The following is an 18220-nucleotide window of genomic DNA, read 5'->3' on the forward strand; positions in this document are numbered from 1 at the left end:
CGGACATCCCCGCCGGTCCGGCCGACCCCGCCGGCCCGGACAGTCCGGACATTCCAGACAGGTCCGCCGCTACAATGGCCCTCATGACCCACAACCGCCGCGCCGCCCTCGCCACATGGCTGGGCGGCGTCGTCGTACACGCGGCGCTCGTGCTCGCGCTCGTCACCGTCGGCGTGTTCCTCATCGTCCGTCTCGTGCCCGGCGACCCGGCGCAGATGGTGCTCGGCCTCAAGGCGAGCCCCGCGCAGATTGCGGACCTGCGTCATCGTCTCGGCCTCGACCAGTCCATCGGACGCCAGTTCGTCTCGTTCGTCACGACCCTCGTCACCACCGGCGACACCGGCGAATCGATCGCCTACCATGTCTCGTCGCGTGCGCTCGTCCTCGACCGGCTGCCCGTCTCGCTGTGGCTCGTCGGCTGTTCGGCCGTGCTCGTCGTCGCGATCTCCCTGCCGCTCGCCATGACGGCCGCCCTGCACAAGGGTTCCTGGATCGACCAGCTGGTGCGCGTCGTGCCGACCGTCACGCTCGGCATGCCGGAATTCTGGGTGGGACTCGTGTTCGTGCTCGTCTTCGCCGTGACCTTGCGGATCTTCCCGGTCGGCGGCACGCAGCCCGGCATCGACGGCATGCTGTATTCGATGGCCCTGCCGAGCCTCACGATCGCGCTCGCCCAGACCCCGTTCATCGTGCGCTCGCTGCGCACGCGCATCCTCGAGGTGCTCGGCGCCGACTTCGTCACGACGCTGCGCGCGGCCGGCCTGTCCCGCCGTGCGATCCGCCGTCACGTGCTGCGCAACGCCCTTCTGCCCGCGTTGCAGCTGTATGGCATGAAGGTTTCGTTCCTCATTGGCGGCACGCTCGTCGTGGAGCAGGTCTTTGGCCTCAGAGGCGTGGGTTCGCTCCTGTTCGCCGCGATCACCGCACGCGATTTCCCGCTCATCCAGGCGGTGGCGATGTACTGCGCGCTCGGCGTCGTCCTCGTCTCCACGTTGGTGCGGCTCGCCGGCGGGCTCATCGACTACCGCGTGCGGGAAGGAGGCGCGCGATGAGGAACCCCGATTCCGCCGGCGTCCGTCCCGTCCAATCCGCCAGCCCCGATTCCGCCGGCGTCCGACCCGCCCGTCCCGCCACCGGCGTCCGTCCGTCCCGTCCGCGCCGCTCCCGCACGCTCGCCGCGGGCCTCGTCCTGCTCGCGCTCATCGTGCTCGCCGTCGCCGTCATCCCGGTGCTTTCTCCCTACGATCCCGTCGCGGAGGACATCGCCTCGATGCTTCAGGCACCTTCCCCGGCCCATCCGTTCGGCACCGACCAGCTCGGCCGCGACATCCTCACGCGCGTCGCCGCCGCCGGGCGCATCGACCTCATGCTCATGATGGGCGTCGAGGCGCTGCCGTTCGTCATCGGCACCGCCGCCGGCCTCGTCGCCGGCTTCTACGGCGGATGGCCGGACCGCGCGATCACGCTGCTGTCCGACGCGCTCATCGCGTTCCCGTTCTACCTGCTCGTCGCGGTCGTCGCGTTCGTGACCGGCACCGGCATGAAGGGCATCTTCCTCACGTTCCTCATCATGGGCTGGATCATCTTCGCGCGCACCGTCAAGGGCGCGACCGCTTCGCTCGCCCGGGCCGAATGGGTGGAGTCCGCGCGCGTCATGGGCTTCTCCGACCTGTCCATCCTCACCCGCCAGATGCTGCCGAACGTGCTCTCGCAGGCGGTGACCGTGCTCATGAGCGACATGGTGGCGCTGCTCGTCGCCATCGTCACGCTCGGCTACCTGGGTCTCGGCATCGCCCCGCCCACGCCCGACTGGGGCACGATGATCGCCGACGGCCAGTCGTTCCTCGCCACCCGCTGGTGGGTGTCGACGCTGCCCGGCTGCGCCGTCGTCCTCGTCGGCGTCGCGCTCGCCCTCATCGGCGACGGGTTGAACGACGTGAGAAGGGAGGCGTGATGTCCGATCCAACCGTGCCGTCCGTGTCCCCGTCGTCCGCCGCGTCCGTTCCGTCCGGCCCGACGCCCGTGCCGTTCGTGCGTGTGCGGGATCTGCGCGTCCTGTCCGATGCGACCGGCGTTCCGCTTGTCGACGGCGTCTCGTTCGACGTCGCCCGCGGCGGGGCCGTCGGCATCGTCGGCGAATCCGGTTCCGGCAAAAGCCTGACGCTGCGCGCGGTCATGGGGCTGCCGCCCGAAGGCGTGCGCGTCGCGGACCCCGCGGCCGTCGCGTTTCCCGCGACGTCCGACGCGTCCGATGCCGCCGATCCGTCCAATCCGTCCGACGCGTCCGCACCCCGCCTCGCGATGATCTTCCAGGATCCGGTCGCTTCGCTCGACCCGCTGTGCGGCGTCGTGCGGCAGGTCGCCGAGGTCATGCGCGCCCACGGTACGACGGACATGTCCGCCCTCCTCGGAGACGGAACGTCCGATGCCGCCGCATCCGTCTCCGTCCCGACGTCCGGCCGACGGCCGTTCCCGTTCGCCGGCCTCCGCGCGCGCCGCGAGGCCTACCGTGCCGCCGCCGACCTGCTCGTCGCCCTCGGCCTGCCCGCATCGCTGCGCGACCGCGACCGATACCCGGGGCAGCTGTCCGGCGGCCAATGCCAACGCGTCGGCATCGCCATCGCGCTCGCTTGCCGGCCGGACGTCCTCCTGTGCGACGAACCCACCACCGCACTCGACGTGACCGTGCAACGCCAGATCCTCGACCTGCTCGCCTCACTGCGTGAACGGCTCGGCCTCACCATGCTGTTCGTCACCCACAACCTCGGCGTCGCCGCGCACCTGTGCGACCGGCTCGTCGTCATGCGCCGCGGACGCGTCGTCGAAACCGGGCCGACCGCCCGCATCCTCGCCGAACCGCACGACGACTACACGAAGCGCCTCATCGACGCGATCCTCCCCATCCCCGGCGCGTCGGACGCCGGCCGGACGGACGGCGAAAACGCCGATGACGACGGGAAGGAGGAGACGCGATGACCGACGACCCCACCCCAATCCTCGACCTGCGTCACGTGACCGTGACATACGGCGGCTTCACCGCCGTCGACGACGTGTCGCTGACGCTGCCGAAAGGCGGCGCGCTCGGCGTCGTCGGCGAATCGGGCGCCGGCAAATCCACGCTCGCCCGCGTCGCCGCCGGACTCATCGCGCCGTCCGTCGGGCGCCGGGCCGGCCGTGACGCGGAACGGGCCGGCCGGGCCGCCGAGCGCGGCTCCCGCGGTGAGATCCTGCTCGACGGCAGTCCGATCGCGCCGATCCGCCGTACGCGCGCCCAACGCCGACGCATCCAGATGGTCTTCCAGAACCCCGATTCCTCGCTCAACCCGAGCCACACCATCCGCCGCATCCTCGCCGAGGGCATGCTCCTGCATGGCACGCTCGGCCCGCGACCCCCGCGCGGGGCGGTCGACGCGCGATGCCGGGAGCTGCTCGCGCAGGTCGGACTGGGGGAGCGCGACGCCGCCTACGACGCCGATCGCACCGACCTCGACGACATCCTCTCCCGCCGCCCCCACGCCTTCTCCGGAGGCCAGCGCCAGCGCATCGCCATCGCCCGGGCGCTCGCCGTCGAACCGGACGTGCTCATCGCCGACGAGCCGACCAGCGCGCTCGACGTGTCCGTCCAGCGGGACATCCTCGACCTGCTCGACGGGCTGCGCCGGCGTCGGGGACTCTCGCTCATGCTCATCACCCACGATCTCGGCGTCGTGCACGCGATCTGCGACGACGTGGTCGTCATGCGCCGCGGCGAGATCGTCGCCAACGGGCCGGCCGACCTGTTCTTCCACGCGCCGCTCGCCGGCTATTCGGGCGAGCTCCTCGACGCCGCCCGCGCCGTCGCCCTCTGATCGGCCACGCGTCCCCGCCTCTTCCCGCGGCGAAGACCTCTGGCGCGTACCCCGTCTTTCCGCTACGGTTGGACGGGTTCCGCACGCTAGGGAAGGGGAGACATGTTCGACAAACGACTGTTCCGGATGGCGCCCGGCATCGGCCGGCTCGTGGCGGGCAAGGTGGCCTGCCTGTGGGTGGGGTTGCTCGCGAACATCGGCTTCATGATCGCGCTGGTGGCCCTGTTCGCCAACCTGCTCACGGCCGCCGACCCCCACATGTTCGCCTGCGACGCCGCCTCCCCGGCCGACTGCCCCACGAACCTGTTCGATTTCGACGTGCAGCTCACGCCCATGCCCGGCGACTTCATGTTCTACGCGCTCATGATGCTCTGCTGCGCGCTGCTGCGGTACGGCATGACCACGCTCGCCGCGCGCCTCGGCACCGAGGCCTCCGAACGCGTCAAGCTCGCCCTGCGCGAACGCCTCTACCGCAAGATGCTGGACTTCGGCCCCTCCTACGCGCAGCATGTGCGCACCGCCGACGTGGTGCAGTCCGCCGGTGAGGGCATCGAGCAGATCCAGAGCTTCTTCGAACTGTTCCTGCCGCAGCTGTTCTACGCGGTGCTCGCTCCGCTCACCCTGTTCGCCGTGATCGCGCCGCTGGACCTGCCCACGGCCGTCACGATGCTCGTCTGCGCGCCGCTCATCGTGCTCGTGGTGGGCATGGTGGCGATGAGCGCCGCCCGCGTGTTCAAACGGTATTGGGGCCGCTACACGGACATGGGCGCCGCGTTCCTCGACGACATGCAGGGTCTGGAGACGCTCAAGGCGTTCGACGCGGACGGCCGCGCCGCACGCGACATGGACGAGAAGGCCGAGAACTTCCGCGTGATGACGATGCGCGTGCTGCAGATCCAACTGCGCTCCCTGTCCGCCATGGATCTGGTGGCGTACGGCGGCACCGCGGCCGGCATCGGCGTGGCCTTGTGGCGCTACGCCGGCTCCGACGGCGCGTTCGCCTCCGGCTCGGCATGGTCGTTCGCCGACCTCGCGGCCGGCGCGCACGGCCCGCTCGCCTACGTCGCCTACCTGCTCCAGTACGTGTTCCCGTACGGGTTCGGGTATCCGCTCACGTTGAGCGGCCTCATGCTCATCGTGCTGCTGTCCGCCGATTTCTTCATCCCGCTGCGCCAGCTCGGCTCGTTCTTCCACGTGGCGATGAACGGCATGACCTCCACGAAGCGCATCTTCGCGCTGCTCGACACGCCCGTGCCGGCGCGCGGCACAGCGACGCTGCCGGCCGGCGACGCCGCGCCGCCCGTCCGGTTCGACCACGTCCGGTTCGCGTACGACGACGCGTCCGGGGCGTCCGACGCTGTGACGCACGCCCCCGCGCTGCGCGACGTCACGTTCGAGGCCCTGCCGGGCCAGGTCACCGCGATCGTGGGCGTCTCCGGCTCCGGCAAGTCCACGGCCGCCGCGCTGCTCTCCGGCTCGATCGCCGGATACGCCGGCTCCGTCACCATCGACGGCGTGGACGTCTCCGCGCTTTCCGGCGAGGCCCTCGCCCGCGCGGTCACGGGGATCGGCGCCCGCAGTCACCTGTTCGCCGGCACCCTGCGCGACAACCTCATGATGGCGCTGCCTGTCCACGATTCGTCCGACGTCGCGTCCGATTCCACGCCCGACGACGTTGACCCCCGCCTCTGGCACGCCCTCGAACAGGCGCGCATCGCCGACTTCGTGCGCACGCAGCCCGCCGGCCTCGACATGCCCATCGAACAGGACGCCGCCAACCTGTCCGGCGGCCAGCGCCAGCGCATCGCCATCGCCCGCGCGCTGCTGCACGACGCGCCCGTCATCGTGTTCGACGAGGCGACGAGCAGCGTCGACGTCGAAAGCGAGGAGCTCATCCTCGCCGCCATCCGCGACCTCGCGGCCGTGGGCGGCAAGACCGTCGTCATGATCACCCACCGCATGGCCAACGCGCGGGGAGCGGACCGTATCGTCGTGTTCGACCACGGCGAGACCGTCGAGACCGGCACGCACGACACGCTCATGCAGACGGACGGACGCTACGCCGAACTCTTCCGCACCCAGGCCGGCATCGAGGCGCTCGACGAAACCGCCGCGACGGAACCCGTCGCGGTCGCCGGAACCGTCGCAACGGCCGAGTCGGCCGGTACCGCGGCATCGGACACGGCGGGGGAGACCGCCGCATCCGCTGGAACTGCTGAAACAATCGCCGCACACCGCATGTCCACGCCGCAGCTCATCGCGCGTCTCCTCGGCGAGGCGAAACCGCTCGCGCACCTCATGACCGCCGCCTGCGTGGCCGGCACCCTCGGCCACCTGTCCGCCACGTTCCTGCCGGTGTTCGGCATGGCCGCCGCGTTCGCGCTCGCCGGCAACCCGGTGTGGGGCCTCGGCGCGCCCGCGGCTGTCGCCGCGATGGTCGTCTGCGCCGTGCTGCGCGGTCTCATGCGCTACGTCGAGCAGTACCTCAACCACAACGTGGCGTTCCACCTGCTGGCCCTGTTCCGTTCGAAGGCGTTCGCCGCGCTGCGCCGGCTCGCCCCCGCGAAGCTCGCCGGACACGGCAAGGGCGACCTCATCGCCATGCTCACCACCGACGTGGAACTGCTCGAGATCTTCTTCGCACACACCATCAGCCCGGTGGTCATCGCCCTCGTCACCTCCGTGGCGTACGCGGTCGTCCTGCTCGCCGTCAGCCCGTGGATGGCGCTGGCGCTCGTCGTGGCGCACCTCGTGATCGGCGTGGTCGTGCCGCGCTTCTTCGCCACCGGCGTGCACAATCTGGGCCCGTCCATCCGCCGGCAGGCGTCCGAACTGGACGACGTGATGCTCGACGACATGCGTGGCCTCGACGAGATCATCCGCTTCGGCCGCGGCGAGGACCGCGTGGGTGCCATCGTGGACCGTACGAAGCGCCTGTGGCGCGAACACGCGCGGCTGAGCCGCGTGAACGGCCGGTTCGCCGGCATCGACGGCCTGCTCGTGCTCGCCCTGACCGCGGCCGCCGCCGGCGTGACGCTCGCGCTCGCCGCGGCCACCCCGGCGTCCTCGCCCGCGCTGGTGACCGGGTTCGTGCTGTTCGCCAGCTCGTTCGGTCCGACGCTCGCGCTGAGCGCACTGCCCGCGAACCTCACGCAGACGTTCGCCTCCGCCCGCCGTCTGTTCGCGCTCATGGACGAGACGCCGGCCGTCACCGAGACCGGTGCCGCCACGCCCGCCTACGAGGGCATGCGGCTGGACCATGTCACGTTCGCGTACGACGGGGGAGCGTCCGATGGGGGAGCGTCCGGCGACGCGTCCGATGGAAAGGCCGGCGACGCGTCCGATGCCGTCGCCGTTCCGCCCGCGTCGCGCCCGGTGTTCGAGGACGTCACGCTCGACGTGCCGCGCGCCGGCATCCTCGGCGTGCAGGGGCCGTCCGGCTGCGGCAAGTCCACCATGCTCAAACTGCTCATGCGTTACTGGGATCCGCGTTCCGGCACCGTGCTCCTGTCCGGCACGCCGCTGCCCGCAGTGGACGCGCATCACCGCCGCCGCGTGCAGGCGCTCATGGGCCAGGAGACGCACCTGTTCGACGGCACCATCCGCGAGAACTTGCTCATCGCCCTGCCGGAGGAGCGCATCGCGTCCACGTCGGCCGAAACGCTCGACGCGACGTTGCGTGAGGCCTGCCGCAAGGCGTCCGTCCTCGACTTCGTCGAATCGCTGCCGGACGGCCTCGACACGGCCGTCGGCGAGCTCGGCGACCGCCTGTCCGAAGGCGAACGCCAGCGCATCGGTCTGGCGCGCGTGTTCCTGCGCGACGCCGATCTCGTCCTCTTCGACGAACCGACGAGCCGTCTCGACGCGTTGAACGAGGCCGTCATCCTCCGGTCGATCCGCGACCTGGCGACGGGAGGGAATGCCGAGGGGACGGTGGACGCCGCCGGATCCACGCCCAAGGCCGTCGTCCTCGTCTCGCACCGCGAATCCGCGATGCGCATCGCCGATGCCGTCGTCCGCATGTGACGGACGTTTCCGGTCACGGACGTGAAACGCCCCGACGCTGATGCGTCGGGGCGTTTCACATATATGGCGGCCGTACGGCGGCCGGCAGGCACAAGCGCAGGGCCGTCGGGATGGGCGACGATGTCTGTCAGTCCTTGATGAGCGCGTCGAGCGTGTCCAACGCGTCGTCGATGGCCTTGGCCTCGCGCGCATCCTCCGCGGCGCTCGCCGCGGCCGACATCGCCGGACGGCGTACGGATACGGGCAACGGAATCGTCGGCATCGCCGAATCGGGGATCGTGCGCGTCCTGCGCGAGGACGGCACCGGCATGTCGGGCAGACCCGACAGGTCCGGCACGCGGCCGTCGTCGGGCCAATCCTCCACGGGCGGCGCGGGAACCGGGGCGGCGTCGCCGTCCGTGGAGTGGGCGCCGGCGTCCGGCATGGGGACGGGCGGCATCGCCGCGGACTGGGCGGATGCGGGCGCCGGAACGGCCGGTGCGGCGGATGGCGTGGCCGACGCCGGCGTGACGGTCTGCGCGTCATCCCGCCGGCCGAACAGGATGGGGCCGGACAGCAGCGTGTCCTGGTCGTCGCCATACCTGGACAGGTCCACGCCGGCGCTGTCGTGCACGGCGCGCGTCGCACGGTGCAGGGCCGTGGACTCCGGGTACGGCGCCGGCTGCGAGGTGGTGTCGTCCACCACCGTGTGCGCGGCCCGGCGCGCGTCCTCGGCGCGGCGCGCGGCGGACAGACGCTCCGCCTGCTCGCGTTCCTCCGCCTCGATGGCGAAGATGGTCTTCTGCGCGCTGATGCGCGACCGTTCCGCGGCCTCCATGATGCCCATGGCCTGCAGGCGTTCGTTCTCCACGCGGGCCAGCGTCGCCTCCGCATGGCGGATGTTCGCGTCCGCGGAGCTCAGCGTGTACTTGGCGGCGGCCAGCGGGGTGCGCGGCTGCCACAGGTGGTCGATCTCCTCGAGCGTGCGTCCCATCGTCTCCGGTACGAGGATGAGCACGCCGATGAGGCACAGGAGGTCGATGACGCCGAAGATGAGGAACGTGACGCCCCCGCCGAGCCGGTCGATCATCAGCGGCGTGAACTGGGCGATGAGACCGTTGGTGACCAGCAGACACATCACGCACAGGCCGGTGGCGCGGCCGCGCAGGAACGTGGGGAACAGCTCCGGGATGACGATCCACGGGATCGGGCCCATGGAGATGGCGAACGCGGAGGTGAACAGCATGACGAACACGAGCGTGAGCAGTGAACGACCGGAGAAGTACGAGCCGGCGATGCCCATGGCGAACAGGAACATGAGCATCGAACCGTACTCCAGGAGCTTCTTGCGGCCCACGGAGTCGATGAGATAGAGGCCCACCACGGTGAAGACCAGCTCCACGCCGCCCACGCACGCGGAGGCCAGGAATTCGGTGTCGCCGCCGAACCCCATGCGGGAGAACATGACCGGGCCGTAGTAGGAAATCGCGTTCATGCCGATGGCCTGGTTGAACACGGCGAGGAAGACGCCGATGACGAGCGCCTTCCGCAGGCCCGGGCGGAACAGGTCGGTGAACTCGTTGGACATCTCCTTCTCGAGCTGCACGGACGCCTGGATGTCGTCGGTGCGCACGCGCGCCTTCTCCGTGCCCATGATCTGCTCGAGGATGGCGAAGCCCTGTTCGGGATGGCCGTTCTGGATGAGGAAGCGGGGGCTTTCCGGCGCATGCCACATGGCGGCGAGGAAGATGGCCGCCGGCACGGCGCCGAGCCCGAGCATCCAGCGCCAGCCGAAGCCGATGTCCCAGAAGAACGATCCGTAGGAGGCGATGATGTAGTTGATGACGTTCGTCATGAAGATGCCGCACACGGCCAGCAGCTGGTAGGAGAAGGCCAGCGTGCCGCGGATGCCGGTGGGGGCCGATTCGGTGATGTAGGTGACGGCCAGCGCCGCGGTCAGGCCGATGCCGTAGCCGCCGACGACGCGTGCGGTGATGAGGTCGTACGGTCCGTACGTGAACGCGCTCCACAGCGCGGCCACGAGGAAGAACATGCCGCCCAGCATGAGGATGCGCTTCCTGCCGTACCTGTCGGAGAGGAAGCCGGCGCTCGCCGCGCCCGCCACGGCGCCGATGATGATGGAGGAGATGACGAGGCCCTCCATGGTGGTGCTCAGCGAGTATCGCATGCGGAGGAAGTCGATGGCGCCGGAGATGGATACGGTGTCGTAGCCGTACAGCAGGCCGGCGAGGCCGGCGCTGAGCGCCAGGCCGAAGGTGTAGCGGCCGGAGCCGTTCATCTGGATCGCGGTTCCCAGGGGGTTCTGCTGTTTCGAGACAGCATGAAACAGACCCGCCATATGCTCTTCCTCTCAAAAACACAGCGATGGGGGATTACCGCCCATACTAGCGGGGAGAGGTTGTTTCGTCATTGCGTATTTCACGCACGGCTGCCGAATTCGATACGGTCCGTCGCCACCCGATCATGGAAGCGGCCGCGCGTCGCCGCCCGTGTCGCTTTCGATGCTTCGGTATCGTGCCGGCGTCATGCCGACGCTCTTCTTGAATGCGGTGGTGAAGGCGTTCGGATTGGGGTATCCGACACTTTTCGCGATCTGCCGTACGGGCTGCGTTGTGCGGGTGAGGAGCTCCCGCGCATGGTCCATGCGGATGCCGGTCAGCTTGGCGTACGGGGTGGTGCCGGTCAGCGCCTTGAATTTACGCAGATACTGTCTCGAGCTCATCATGGCGCGGCGGGCGAGCGCGTCGACGGTGACGTCCTCGGCGTAATGCTCGGCGAGGAACGTGAGCGTCTCTCGCACGGCGGACAGGGCGTCGCTCTCGCCGGGTGTCCGGCGTATGGCCAGGTCGGTGAGCAGGTCGGTGAGGACGCGTGCGCCGATGAGGTCGATGTTCCCGGAACCGCTCGAGTACGCGTCGAGCAGTCCGTCGATGGTGTTCTCCAACGCGGCGGGGTTGTCGATGGGGAACACGTTGCCGGAGGATGCGGTGATGCGTTCGTAGTAGGTGCGGGCCGGCGCCCCGTCGAAGTGGATCATGCTGGTGCGGGTGAGCGTGTCCGCCCGTCCCTCGTGGTGGAGGTAGGTGTCGAAGAGGAAGACGTGGCCCGGGGCGACGTCGTAGTGGTGGGGGACGTCGTCCGCCCAGATGGTCGCGTGCAGCGTGCCCTCCGTGACCACGCCGAGCAGGAAGCTGTCGAAGCGTTGGCGTTCGAGGCGGAACCCCGGACGGTAGGTGAACCGTCCGATGCGCAGCGGGTAGAGCAGCGTGCGTCTGGCGTCGGTGCCGGGCGATGTGATGAGCAGCGTCGATTCCTTGGGGATGACGCCCTGCTCCACTGGATGGATGATCGTCGGCGCCGTATGCGCCGATGCGGCGGTTGTCGCTTTCTTGGTCATTGTTGTCTCTTTTGCGGTGTGATGGTGCGTGTGTGGCGGCGTCGATGCGTGTGTGATTGATTGTACCGCGATAGATACACCGGTGCATCTATGCGGAAGGAATGGAACGGAGGAACAATGACACAACGGACAGCAAACCGGCAACGGCGCACGGGATGGGGACGCGCCCTGGGTGCCGCCGTCGCGGCGGCGATGGCGTTCACCGGCACGGCGCTCCCGGCCTTCGCGGCCGACGCGGTGCCGGAAGGCGAAGTGAACGTCGAGAAGGTCGAAGGACTCGGATCCGACTTCATCGCTGGCGCGGACTTCTCCTCGCTGCTCAGCGAGGAGGAAAGCGGGGTCACCTATCGCAACCCGCAGGGACAGGTGCAGGATGCGGTGACGATACTGCGCAACGCCGGCGTCAACTACGCCCGCGTGCGCGTGTGGAACGACCCGTTCGACGCGGACGGCAACGGCTACGGCGCCGGCAACGTGGACGTCAACCGGGCCATCCAGATCGGCAAGCGCGCCACCGCCGCCGGCATGAAGGTCCTCGTCGACTTCCACTACTCCGACTTCTGGCCCGACGGCCAGCCCGCGCCGAAGGCGTGGAAGCAGTACGTCTCCGAACCGGACAAGATGGCCCAGGCCGTGCACGACTTCACCAAGGAGTCCCTGGAGAAGTTCAAGGCCGCCGGCGTGGACGTCGGCATGGTGCAGGTCGGCAACGAATCCAACAACAAGATCACCGGCATCTCCGGCGCGGACAACATGGCCAAGATCTACAAGGCCGGCAGCCAGGCCGTCCGCGAGGTCTACCCCGAAACCGACGCCAACGGCGAGCACACCACCAAGGTCGCGCTGCACTTCAACCAGAAGGCCAAGGCTTCCTGGGCGGACAACTTCGAACAGCAGGGCATCGACTACGACGTCTTCGCCATGTCCTTCTACGCCTGGGGCTCCACCACCATCGCGCAGGTGGCGAACGTGCTCACGACCGTGGCCAAGACCCACCACAAGGACGTCATGATCGCCGAAACCGCCTGGCCCTACCAGATCGCGGACACCGACGGCTACAAGAACAACTACGGCCCCCACAACGCCGACAAGCTCAAGGCCTACCCGGTGAGCGCCCAAGGCCAGGCCGACAACATCCACGACGTCGCCGCCGCCGTCAACGGCATCGGCGACAACGACGGCGACGGACACGACGACGGCCTCGGCTTCTTCTACTGGGAGCCCGCATGGATCGCCGTCGGCCCGGCCGACACCCCGGAACAGATCGAAGCCAACCGCGAGAAGTGGCGCAAGTACGGCTCCGGCTGGATCAGCGAATACGCCAAGGGCTACTACAAGTCCGGCGGCTGGGCCGGCACCACCGACGGCTCCGGATGGGACAACATGGCCCTGTTCGACGCCAAAGGCAACGCGCTCGGATCCCTCCAGGCATTCAACTACATCCGCACCGGCGCCGCGGCGCCGCACACGTTCCTCGGCGTCGAGGACACGAACATCACCGTCGCCGAAGGCGAACCCGTCACCCTGCCCCAGCAGGTCACCCTCACCTACAAGGACGGCAAGGACGAGCAGGAGAACGTGACCTGGCGCAAGTCGCTGGACTGGGCGCAAGGTTCCGGAACGTTCACCGTGACCGGCATCACCGCATCCGGCCATACCGCGAAGGCCGTCGTGACCGTGACCCCCACCAACCATCTCGCCAACCCGAGCTTCGAGGACGACGACATGACCAATTGGACCGTCACGCTCGACCCGTCCTCCGAAGCGGACGCCCAATTCCTCCGCAAGAAGAGCGGCAACTCCTCCGACGGCAGCTACGGCCTGTACTACTGGTCCGGCAAGGACGGCGGCGCGGGCGCCAAGTTCAGCGCCACGCAGACCGTGACCGGACTCAAGCCCGGCACCTACCAGCTCACCGCCACCGTGCGCGGCACCGACATGTCGGACACGGACGCCATGACCCTCAAGGCCAGCGCCGACGGCAAGGACTACAGCAATCCGATGACCGCCATCAACACCGAACTCGACTCCACCGCCACCGTGACGAACATCGTCGTGGGCGAATCCGGCACCGTGACCATCACCCTCGACGCCGCGCTCGCCGGCGGCCTGTACGGCACCATCGACGACTTCACCCTCACCCAGGCCTCGAAGCCGGAAGGCATGGACGTCCTGAACGCCGCCATCACCAAGGCCGAAGGCATCGACCGTGACGGATACACCGCCGAATCGCTCACCAAGCTCGACGAGGCGGTCGAGATCGCCAAGGTCGTCGCGGCCGGATCCGCCGCCACCTCCGAATCGATCGCCAAGGCCACCACGCTGGTGAATGGGGCGCTCGACGCGCTGGTCTCCACCACGCCGACGCCCGACCCCGACCCCGATCCCGAGCCGACGCCGGATCCGACGCCCGGTCCGGGCACGGACACGCAGAAGCCCGGTTCCGAGGATGGTTCCGGTAACGGCTCCGCGGGTGAGGGTTCCGGCGGCGCCGTCACCGCGGACCCGAAGCACAAGACCGACGGGACGAAGGAGCTGTCGCGCACCGGTGCCACGGTCGCGCTCGTGGCCGCCGCATGCGGGCTGTCGGCCATGGCAGGTCTCGTCCTGATGGCCTGGCGCAGGCGCCGGTCGACGCGCTGATCGGTTCCGCACCGGTCGGGCGACGCGCTGATCGGTTCCGCGCCGATCGGGTACCGGCAGGTCGGTCGCCGACCGAATCCCCAGGTCGGGCGTCTTCGTCATCCGACGAGGGCGCCCGCCCTGGGTTGTATGGCACGGCATGCGCAGGACGGCGAGCGGTCCATGCGATGACAGGCAGCAACGAGCACAACGACAAGGAAAGTGTGATCATCATGTCCGAATCCATCCATACCTGCGATCTCCGCGGTGCCACCGGCACACGGATCTCCGCATTCCCCATCGTGGATCCGAGGTATGCCACCGCTCCCGACGGTGACGTCATCGGATTCACCAACCGGTACATGACCCTCAACGGCAGGCCGTGGTATGTGGTGAGCGGCGAATGCCAGTATTCTCGTCTGGATCCCGCCGGATGGGACGCCGAACTCGCCAAGATGGCGGCCGGCGGCGTCAACGTCGTATCCACCTACGCGTTCTGGAACCACCATGAGGAGCACGAGGGCGTATGGGACTTCACCGGACGCCGCGACCTGCGCCGGTTCGTCGAACTCTGCGCGAGCCACGGGCTGAAGGTGATCGTCCGCATCGGCCCGTTCGTGCACGGCGAGGCGCGCAACGGCGGTCTGCCCGACTGGCTGTACGGCGAGCCGTATGAGGTGCGTTCCCTGGATCCGGGATTCCTGGAACGGGTGCGGGACTGGTACCGGCACATCGCAGGTCAGCTCGAGGGGCTGTATTTCAAGGACGGCGGTCCGGTCATCGCCGCGCAGCTCGACAACGAGTACATGCATTCGTCCGCGCCGTGGGAGATGACCACCGGTACCTCCGACGAGTGGGTTCCCGGAGGGCATGACGGCGTCGCCTACATCGACGCGCTGCGCCGCATCGCCCTCGACGAGGGCGTGGCGGTGCCGTTCTTCACCGCCACCGCGTGGGGCGGCGCGGCGGTGCCGGACGACGTGCTGCCGTTGTGGGGAGGATACCCGTACCGGCCGTGGCTGTTCTACGCAGGCCCCGGCGAGCATCCGGTGACCGACGAATACCTGTACCGTGATTTCAACGCGGCGGATTGCCCGCGCAACGAGGAGTTCGATCCCGCCTACGAGCCGGAAAGCAAGCCCTACGCCTGCTGCGAGATGGGCGGCGGCATGTTCAGCTCCTACCGGTACCGGTTCGTGCTGCCGATGCGGTCCGTGGACGCGATGGCCAACATCAAGATGGCGTCCGGCTGCAACTTCCTCGGCTACTACCTGTTCCACGGCGGTACGAATCCCATCGGCGACGGCGTGTACCTCAACGAAAGCCAGACGACGAAGATCTCCTACGACTTCCAGGCCGCACTCGGTTCGTATGGTCAGACGCGCGAATCGTATCGACGGTTGAAGCCGCTGCACCGGTTCGCCGCCGCGTTCGGCGAGCGGCTCTGCCCGCTGCCGACGGTGGTGCCGGACGACCAGCGCGGCATCGTCCCGAAGGATGTGGAGCCGTTGCGCTGGTGCGTCCGCTCGGACGGCGAACGCGGCTTCGTCTTCATCTGCAACTTCCAGGATCACGCCGATGCGCCGGCCAAGCACGGCGAGACCATCGAGGTGACGCTTGCTTCCGGACGCACGATCCGTTTCGACGGCGTCGGCCTCGCTTCGGGGGAGAACTGCATACTGCCGTTCAATCTCGACCTGGGCGGCGTCACGTTGGACGCCGCCACCGCGCAGCCGGTCACCGTCGTCGACGAGGCCGTTGCGGGCCGTCGGACCGCCGTGTTCCTGCGTCCCGAGGGCATGGACCGCTGTTGGTTCCGTTTCGCGGACGGGCTGACGCATGTCGTGCCGCCGGATCGCGACATCGACCGCTTCACGGTCCGCGAGGGGGATGGGACGGTCGACGTCGTCTGCCTGTCGCGTGCGTACGCCGAGGCGATGAGCGTGGACGGCGATGGCAGGCTGGTGTTCGTCGACGCCGACGCGTTCCGCGACATGCGGGACGGCACCATCGCCAACGATGCCGCGGCGGTATTCGCGTCCGACGGACGTCTTGTGGTCGAATCCGTGAAACCGGATGTGGGGGCGTGCGTGTGTTCGGCCGGCGGCGTGACGCGTTCCTCCGTCCTCCGGTTCTCTCGGGGCGGGCTTGCGGCGGACGCCGCTCCGACCGTGGAGCGTCTGTCCGACACCCGGTATGCGATCACGCTGCCCGAAGGGGTGGTGGATGCGCTGACGGGTTCCGATGATGCGGAAGGCGCAGGGGACGTCGTCGATGCGCGTCTGCGCATCCGTTATGCCGGCGACGTCGGATGGCTGTGGTGCGGCGGAACGCTGGTGGATGACGACTTCTCCAACGGCGACGTCTGGGAGGTCGGGTTGCGCGAGCATGCGCGGATCCTGGCGCGGCATGGCGGCCGCATGGTGCTGACCATCACCCCGGTGAAGGAGGGCGTCACCGTCGATGTGGAATCGGCGATGGCCGCGCGCATGGAACGTGTCGAGCGGTTGACGGGTGCTCTGCAGCGGGTCGACTTGGTGCCCGTGTATCAGGCGCCGTTGGATGACGTGCTCCGGCGGTGATCGGGGCGATGCGGTGAACGATGTCCGGCGAACCGGCTCAGGCTGGTGCGTCGGACATCGTCGTATCGGGGGAGGGGCCTGGGTATGGGCGTTCCGCATGGTGGGGACGAGGTTCATGGTTGTCGTTTTTCGATGATGCATGTCGATTCCTATGTGGTGACGAATGTGGGAAAAGCTGCGAAATCCTTGGAAATTCGGGCGTGTCGCGTTGTTTTGACAAATTGGTACACGGTTGTATCATAGGAGTTGTTGGTACACGGGTGTACCACAGCAGACACCCGGACAAACACAAAGAAGTCAGCCAAGGACATCGGCCGCACCGGCACCGGAGCGCACGGAAGCGCGACGGACGGCGGCGGGGCGGAGGCCCGAGGTTCACGGAGGAGAACACATCATGCGCAACATCAAGAAGATCGTGGCGGCCACCGCGGCCGTAGCCACCCTTGTCGGCCTCGCCGCCTGCGGCTCCAGCAACGGCGCCGACGCGAACAAGGGCGACGCCGACAAGGCCGAACTCGTGTTCTGGGGATGGGACTCCGGCAACTCGATGAAGAAGATCATCTCCGGATTCGAAAAGGCCAACCCCGGCATCACCGTCAAGTTCAACAACACCGGCACTGCCGAGAAGACCTCCACGGCTCTCTCCAACGCGATCGCCGCCGGCAACGGCGCCCCGGACGTCGTCATGCTCGAGGACCCGACCGTCACCCAGTTCGCCGTCACCGACGGACTCGTCGACCTCTCCGAGTTCGGCGCCGACAAGCTCGCGGACGATTTCGCCGCCGGTCCGTGGAACAAGCTCCAGTACAACAGCAAGCCGTACGCGCTGCCGATCGATTCCGGCCCGGAGATGTTCTTCTACAACAAGGCCGTGTTCGACAAGGCCGGCGTGGACGGCGAGTCCATCAAGACCTGGGACGACTACTACGAGGCCGCCAAGAAGATCCGCGCCACCGGCTCCTACATCACCAACCTCGCCGGCACCTCCGGCGACTATCAGCCGTTCACCGCGCAGATCTGGCAGGCCGGTGCCAAGCCGTGGAAGGTCGATGGCGAGAAGATCACCATCAACATGACCAAGGACGCGGGCATGCAGCGCTACATCAAGTTCGTCCAGAAGCTCATCGACGAGGACCTCGTCGACACCAAGACCCCGAACTGGTCCGACGACTGGAACCGTGAGCTCAACGACGGCACGCTCGCCTCCCTGACCATCGGCGCCTGGATGCCGATCAACCTCATGACCGGTGCCCCCGACCAGGCCGGCAACTGGCGCGTGGCGCAGCTGCCGCAGTGGGAGGAGGGCCAGGAGGTCTCCGCCGAGGATGGCGGTTCCGCGCTCTCCGTCGTCAAGCTCTCCAAGAACCAGGCCGCCGCCTACAAGTTCGTCGAGTACATGACCCACGGCGATGGCGCCCAGGAGATGGCCGACACCGGTACCTTCCCGTCCCTGAAGAAGATCCTCCAGTCCGATTCCTTCACCGACCCGACCACCGAGGGCAACAAGAAGACCAACGACTACTTCGGCGGCCAGAACGTCAACAAGGTCCTCTCCGAAGCGGCCCAGCGTCCGACTGAGAAGTTCCAGTACCTGCCGTACAACCCGTTCGCGCAGTCCGCCTACGGTGATGAGGTCTCCAAGGCCTACACCAAGGAGATCACCCTCGAGCAGGCCCTGACCAACTACGGCAAGAAGCTTGCCGAGCAGGGCGAACAGCAGGGCTACACCGTCACCGTGAAGTAAC

Annotated in this window: 10 protein-coding genes; 8 read left to right on the forward strand and 2 right to left on the reverse strand. The window is 68.3% G+C overall.

Annotation, left to right across the window (positions count from 1 at the left end):
• Positions 1–83 precede the first annotated feature (83 nt).
• The 5 genes from JS531_RS02280 (at position 84) to JS531_RS02300 (ending at position 7874) form a co-directional block, all read left to right on the forward strand.
• Positions 84–1052, forward strand: a complete 969-nt coding sequence (locus JS531_RS02280) for an ABC transporter permease (RefSeq protein WP_214312026.1) — start codon at positions 84–86, stop codon at positions 1050–1052.
• Positions 1049–1954: an ABC transporter permease gene (locus JS531_RS02285; protein WP_214312028.1), complete on the forward strand. Its 906-nt coding sequence runs from the start codon at positions 1049–1051 to the stop codon at positions 1952–1954. The genes JS531_RS02280 and JS531_RS02285 overlap by 4 nt, the downstream gene beginning before the upstream one ends.
• Positions 1954–2976 (forward strand): ABC transporter ATP-binding protein, encoded by a 1023-nt coding sequence (locus JS531_RS02290; RefSeq protein ID WP_214312030.1) that lies wholly within the window; start codon positions 1954–1956, stop codon positions 2974–2976. The genes JS531_RS02285 and JS531_RS02290 overlap by 1 nt, the downstream gene beginning before the upstream one ends.
• The gene (locus JS531_RS02295) at positions 2973–3848 is read left to right on the forward strand and encodes a dipeptide/oligopeptide/nickel ABC transporter ATP-binding protein (protein ID WP_214312032.1); all 876 of its coding nucleotides are present in this window, start codon (positions 2973–2975) and stop codon (positions 3846–3848) included. The genes JS531_RS02290 and JS531_RS02295 overlap by 4 nt, the downstream gene beginning before the upstream one ends.
• 102 nt (positions 3849–3950) lie before the next feature.
• Positions 3951–7874 carry an ATP-binding cassette domain-containing protein gene (locus JS531_RS02300; protein ID WP_214312034.1) on the forward strand — a complete coding sequence of 1308 codons (3924 nt, stop codon included), beginning with the start codon at positions 3951–3953 and terminating at the stop codon, positions 7872–7874.
• Between the two features lie 127 nt (positions 7875–8001).
• Here the strand turns inward: JS531_RS02300 and JS531_RS02305 are convergent, their stop codons facing one another.
• Together JS531_RS02305 and JS531_RS02310 are read right to left on the reverse strand one after the other, a co-directional pair.
• The gene (locus JS531_RS02305; protein WP_214312036.1) at positions 8002–10212 is read right to left on the reverse strand and encodes a sugar porter family MFS transporter; all 2211 of its coding nucleotides are present in this window, start codon (positions 10210–10212) and stop codon (positions 8002–8004) included.
• Positions 10213–10335: 123 nt separating this feature from the next.
• Positions 10336–11271 carry an AraC family transcriptional regulator gene (locus JS531_RS02310; protein WP_214312044.1) on the reverse strand — a complete coding sequence of 312 codons (936 nt, stop codon included), beginning with the start codon at positions 11269–11271 and terminating at the stop codon, positions 10336–10338.
• A 117-nt stretch (positions 11272–11388) separates the two neighbouring features.
• Between JS531_RS02310 and JS531_RS02315 the strand changes: the two genes are divergently transcribed.
• The 3 genes from JS531_RS02315 (at position 11389) to JS531_RS02325 (ending at position 18219) form a co-directional block, all read left to right on the forward strand.
• Positions 11389–13914 carry a glycosyl hydrolase 53 family protein gene (locus JS531_RS02315; RefSeq protein WP_214312046.1) on the forward strand — a complete coding sequence of 842 codons (2526 nt, stop codon included), beginning with the start codon at positions 11389–11391 and terminating at the stop codon, positions 13912–13914.
• A gap of 212 nt (positions 13915–14126) precedes the next feature.
• Positions 14127–16475, forward strand: a complete 2349-nt coding sequence (locus tag JS531_RS02320; RefSeq protein WP_214312048.1) for a beta-galactosidase — start codon at positions 14127–14129, stop codon at positions 16473–16475.
• A gap of 394 nt (positions 16476–16869) precedes the next feature.
• Positions 16870–18219: a sugar ABC transporter substrate-binding protein gene (locus tag JS531_RS02325; RefSeq protein ID WP_214312050.1), complete on the forward strand. Its 1350-nt coding sequence runs from the start codon at positions 16870–16872 to the stop codon at positions 18217–18219.
• The last annotated feature ends 1 nt before the right edge of the window (position 18220 follow it).

Origin of the sequence: Bifidobacterium sp. CP2, assembly GCF_018555635.1 — a bacterium.
GTDB lineage: Bacteria > Actinomycetota > Actinomycetes > Actinomycetales > Bifidobacteriaceae > Bifidobacterium > Bifidobacterium saguinibicoloris.

What these genes read in the sequence shown, in the direction of transcription:
- JS531_RS02280 (WP_214312026.1), top strand. Translation starts at nt 84, where the DNA reads ATGACCCACAACCGCCGCGCCGCCCTCGCCACATGGCTGGGCGGCGTC.
- JS531_RS02285 (WP_214312028.1), top strand. Translation starts at nt 1,049, where the DNA reads ATGAGGAACCCCGATTCCGCCGGCGTCCGTCCCGTCCAATCCGCCAGC.
- JS531_RS02290 (WP_214312030.1), top strand. Translation starts at nt 1,954, where the DNA reads ATGTCCGATCCAACCGTGCCGTCCGTGTCCCCGTCGTCCGCCGCGTCC.
- JS531_RS02295 (WP_214312032.1), top strand. Translation starts at nt 2,973, where the DNA reads ATGACCGACGACCCCACCCCAATCCTCGACCTGCGTCACGTGACCGTG.
- JS531_RS02300 (WP_214312034.1), top strand. Translation starts at nt 3,951, where the DNA reads ATGTTCGACAAACGACTGTTCCGGATGGCGCCCGGCATCGGCCGGCTC.
- JS531_RS02305 (WP_214312036.1), bottom strand. Translation starts at nt 10,212, where the DNA reads ATGGCGGGTCTGTTTCATGCTGTCTCGAAACAGCAGAACCCCCTGGGA.
- JS531_RS02310 (WP_214312044.1), bottom strand. Translation starts at nt 11,271, where the DNA reads ATGACCAAGAAAGCGACAACCGCCGCATCGGCGCATACGGCGCCGACG.
- JS531_RS02315 (WP_214312046.1), top strand. Translation starts at nt 11,389, where the DNA reads ATGACACAACGGACAGCAAACCGGCAACGGCGCACGGGATGGGGACGC.
- JS531_RS02320 (WP_214312048.1), top strand. Translation starts at nt 14,127, where the DNA reads ATGTCCGAATCCATCCATACCTGCGATCTCCGCGGTGCCACCGGCACA.
- JS531_RS02325 (WP_214312050.1), top strand. Translation starts at nt 16,870, where the DNA reads ATGCGCAACATCAAGAAGATCGTGGCGGCCACCGCGGCCGTAGCCACC.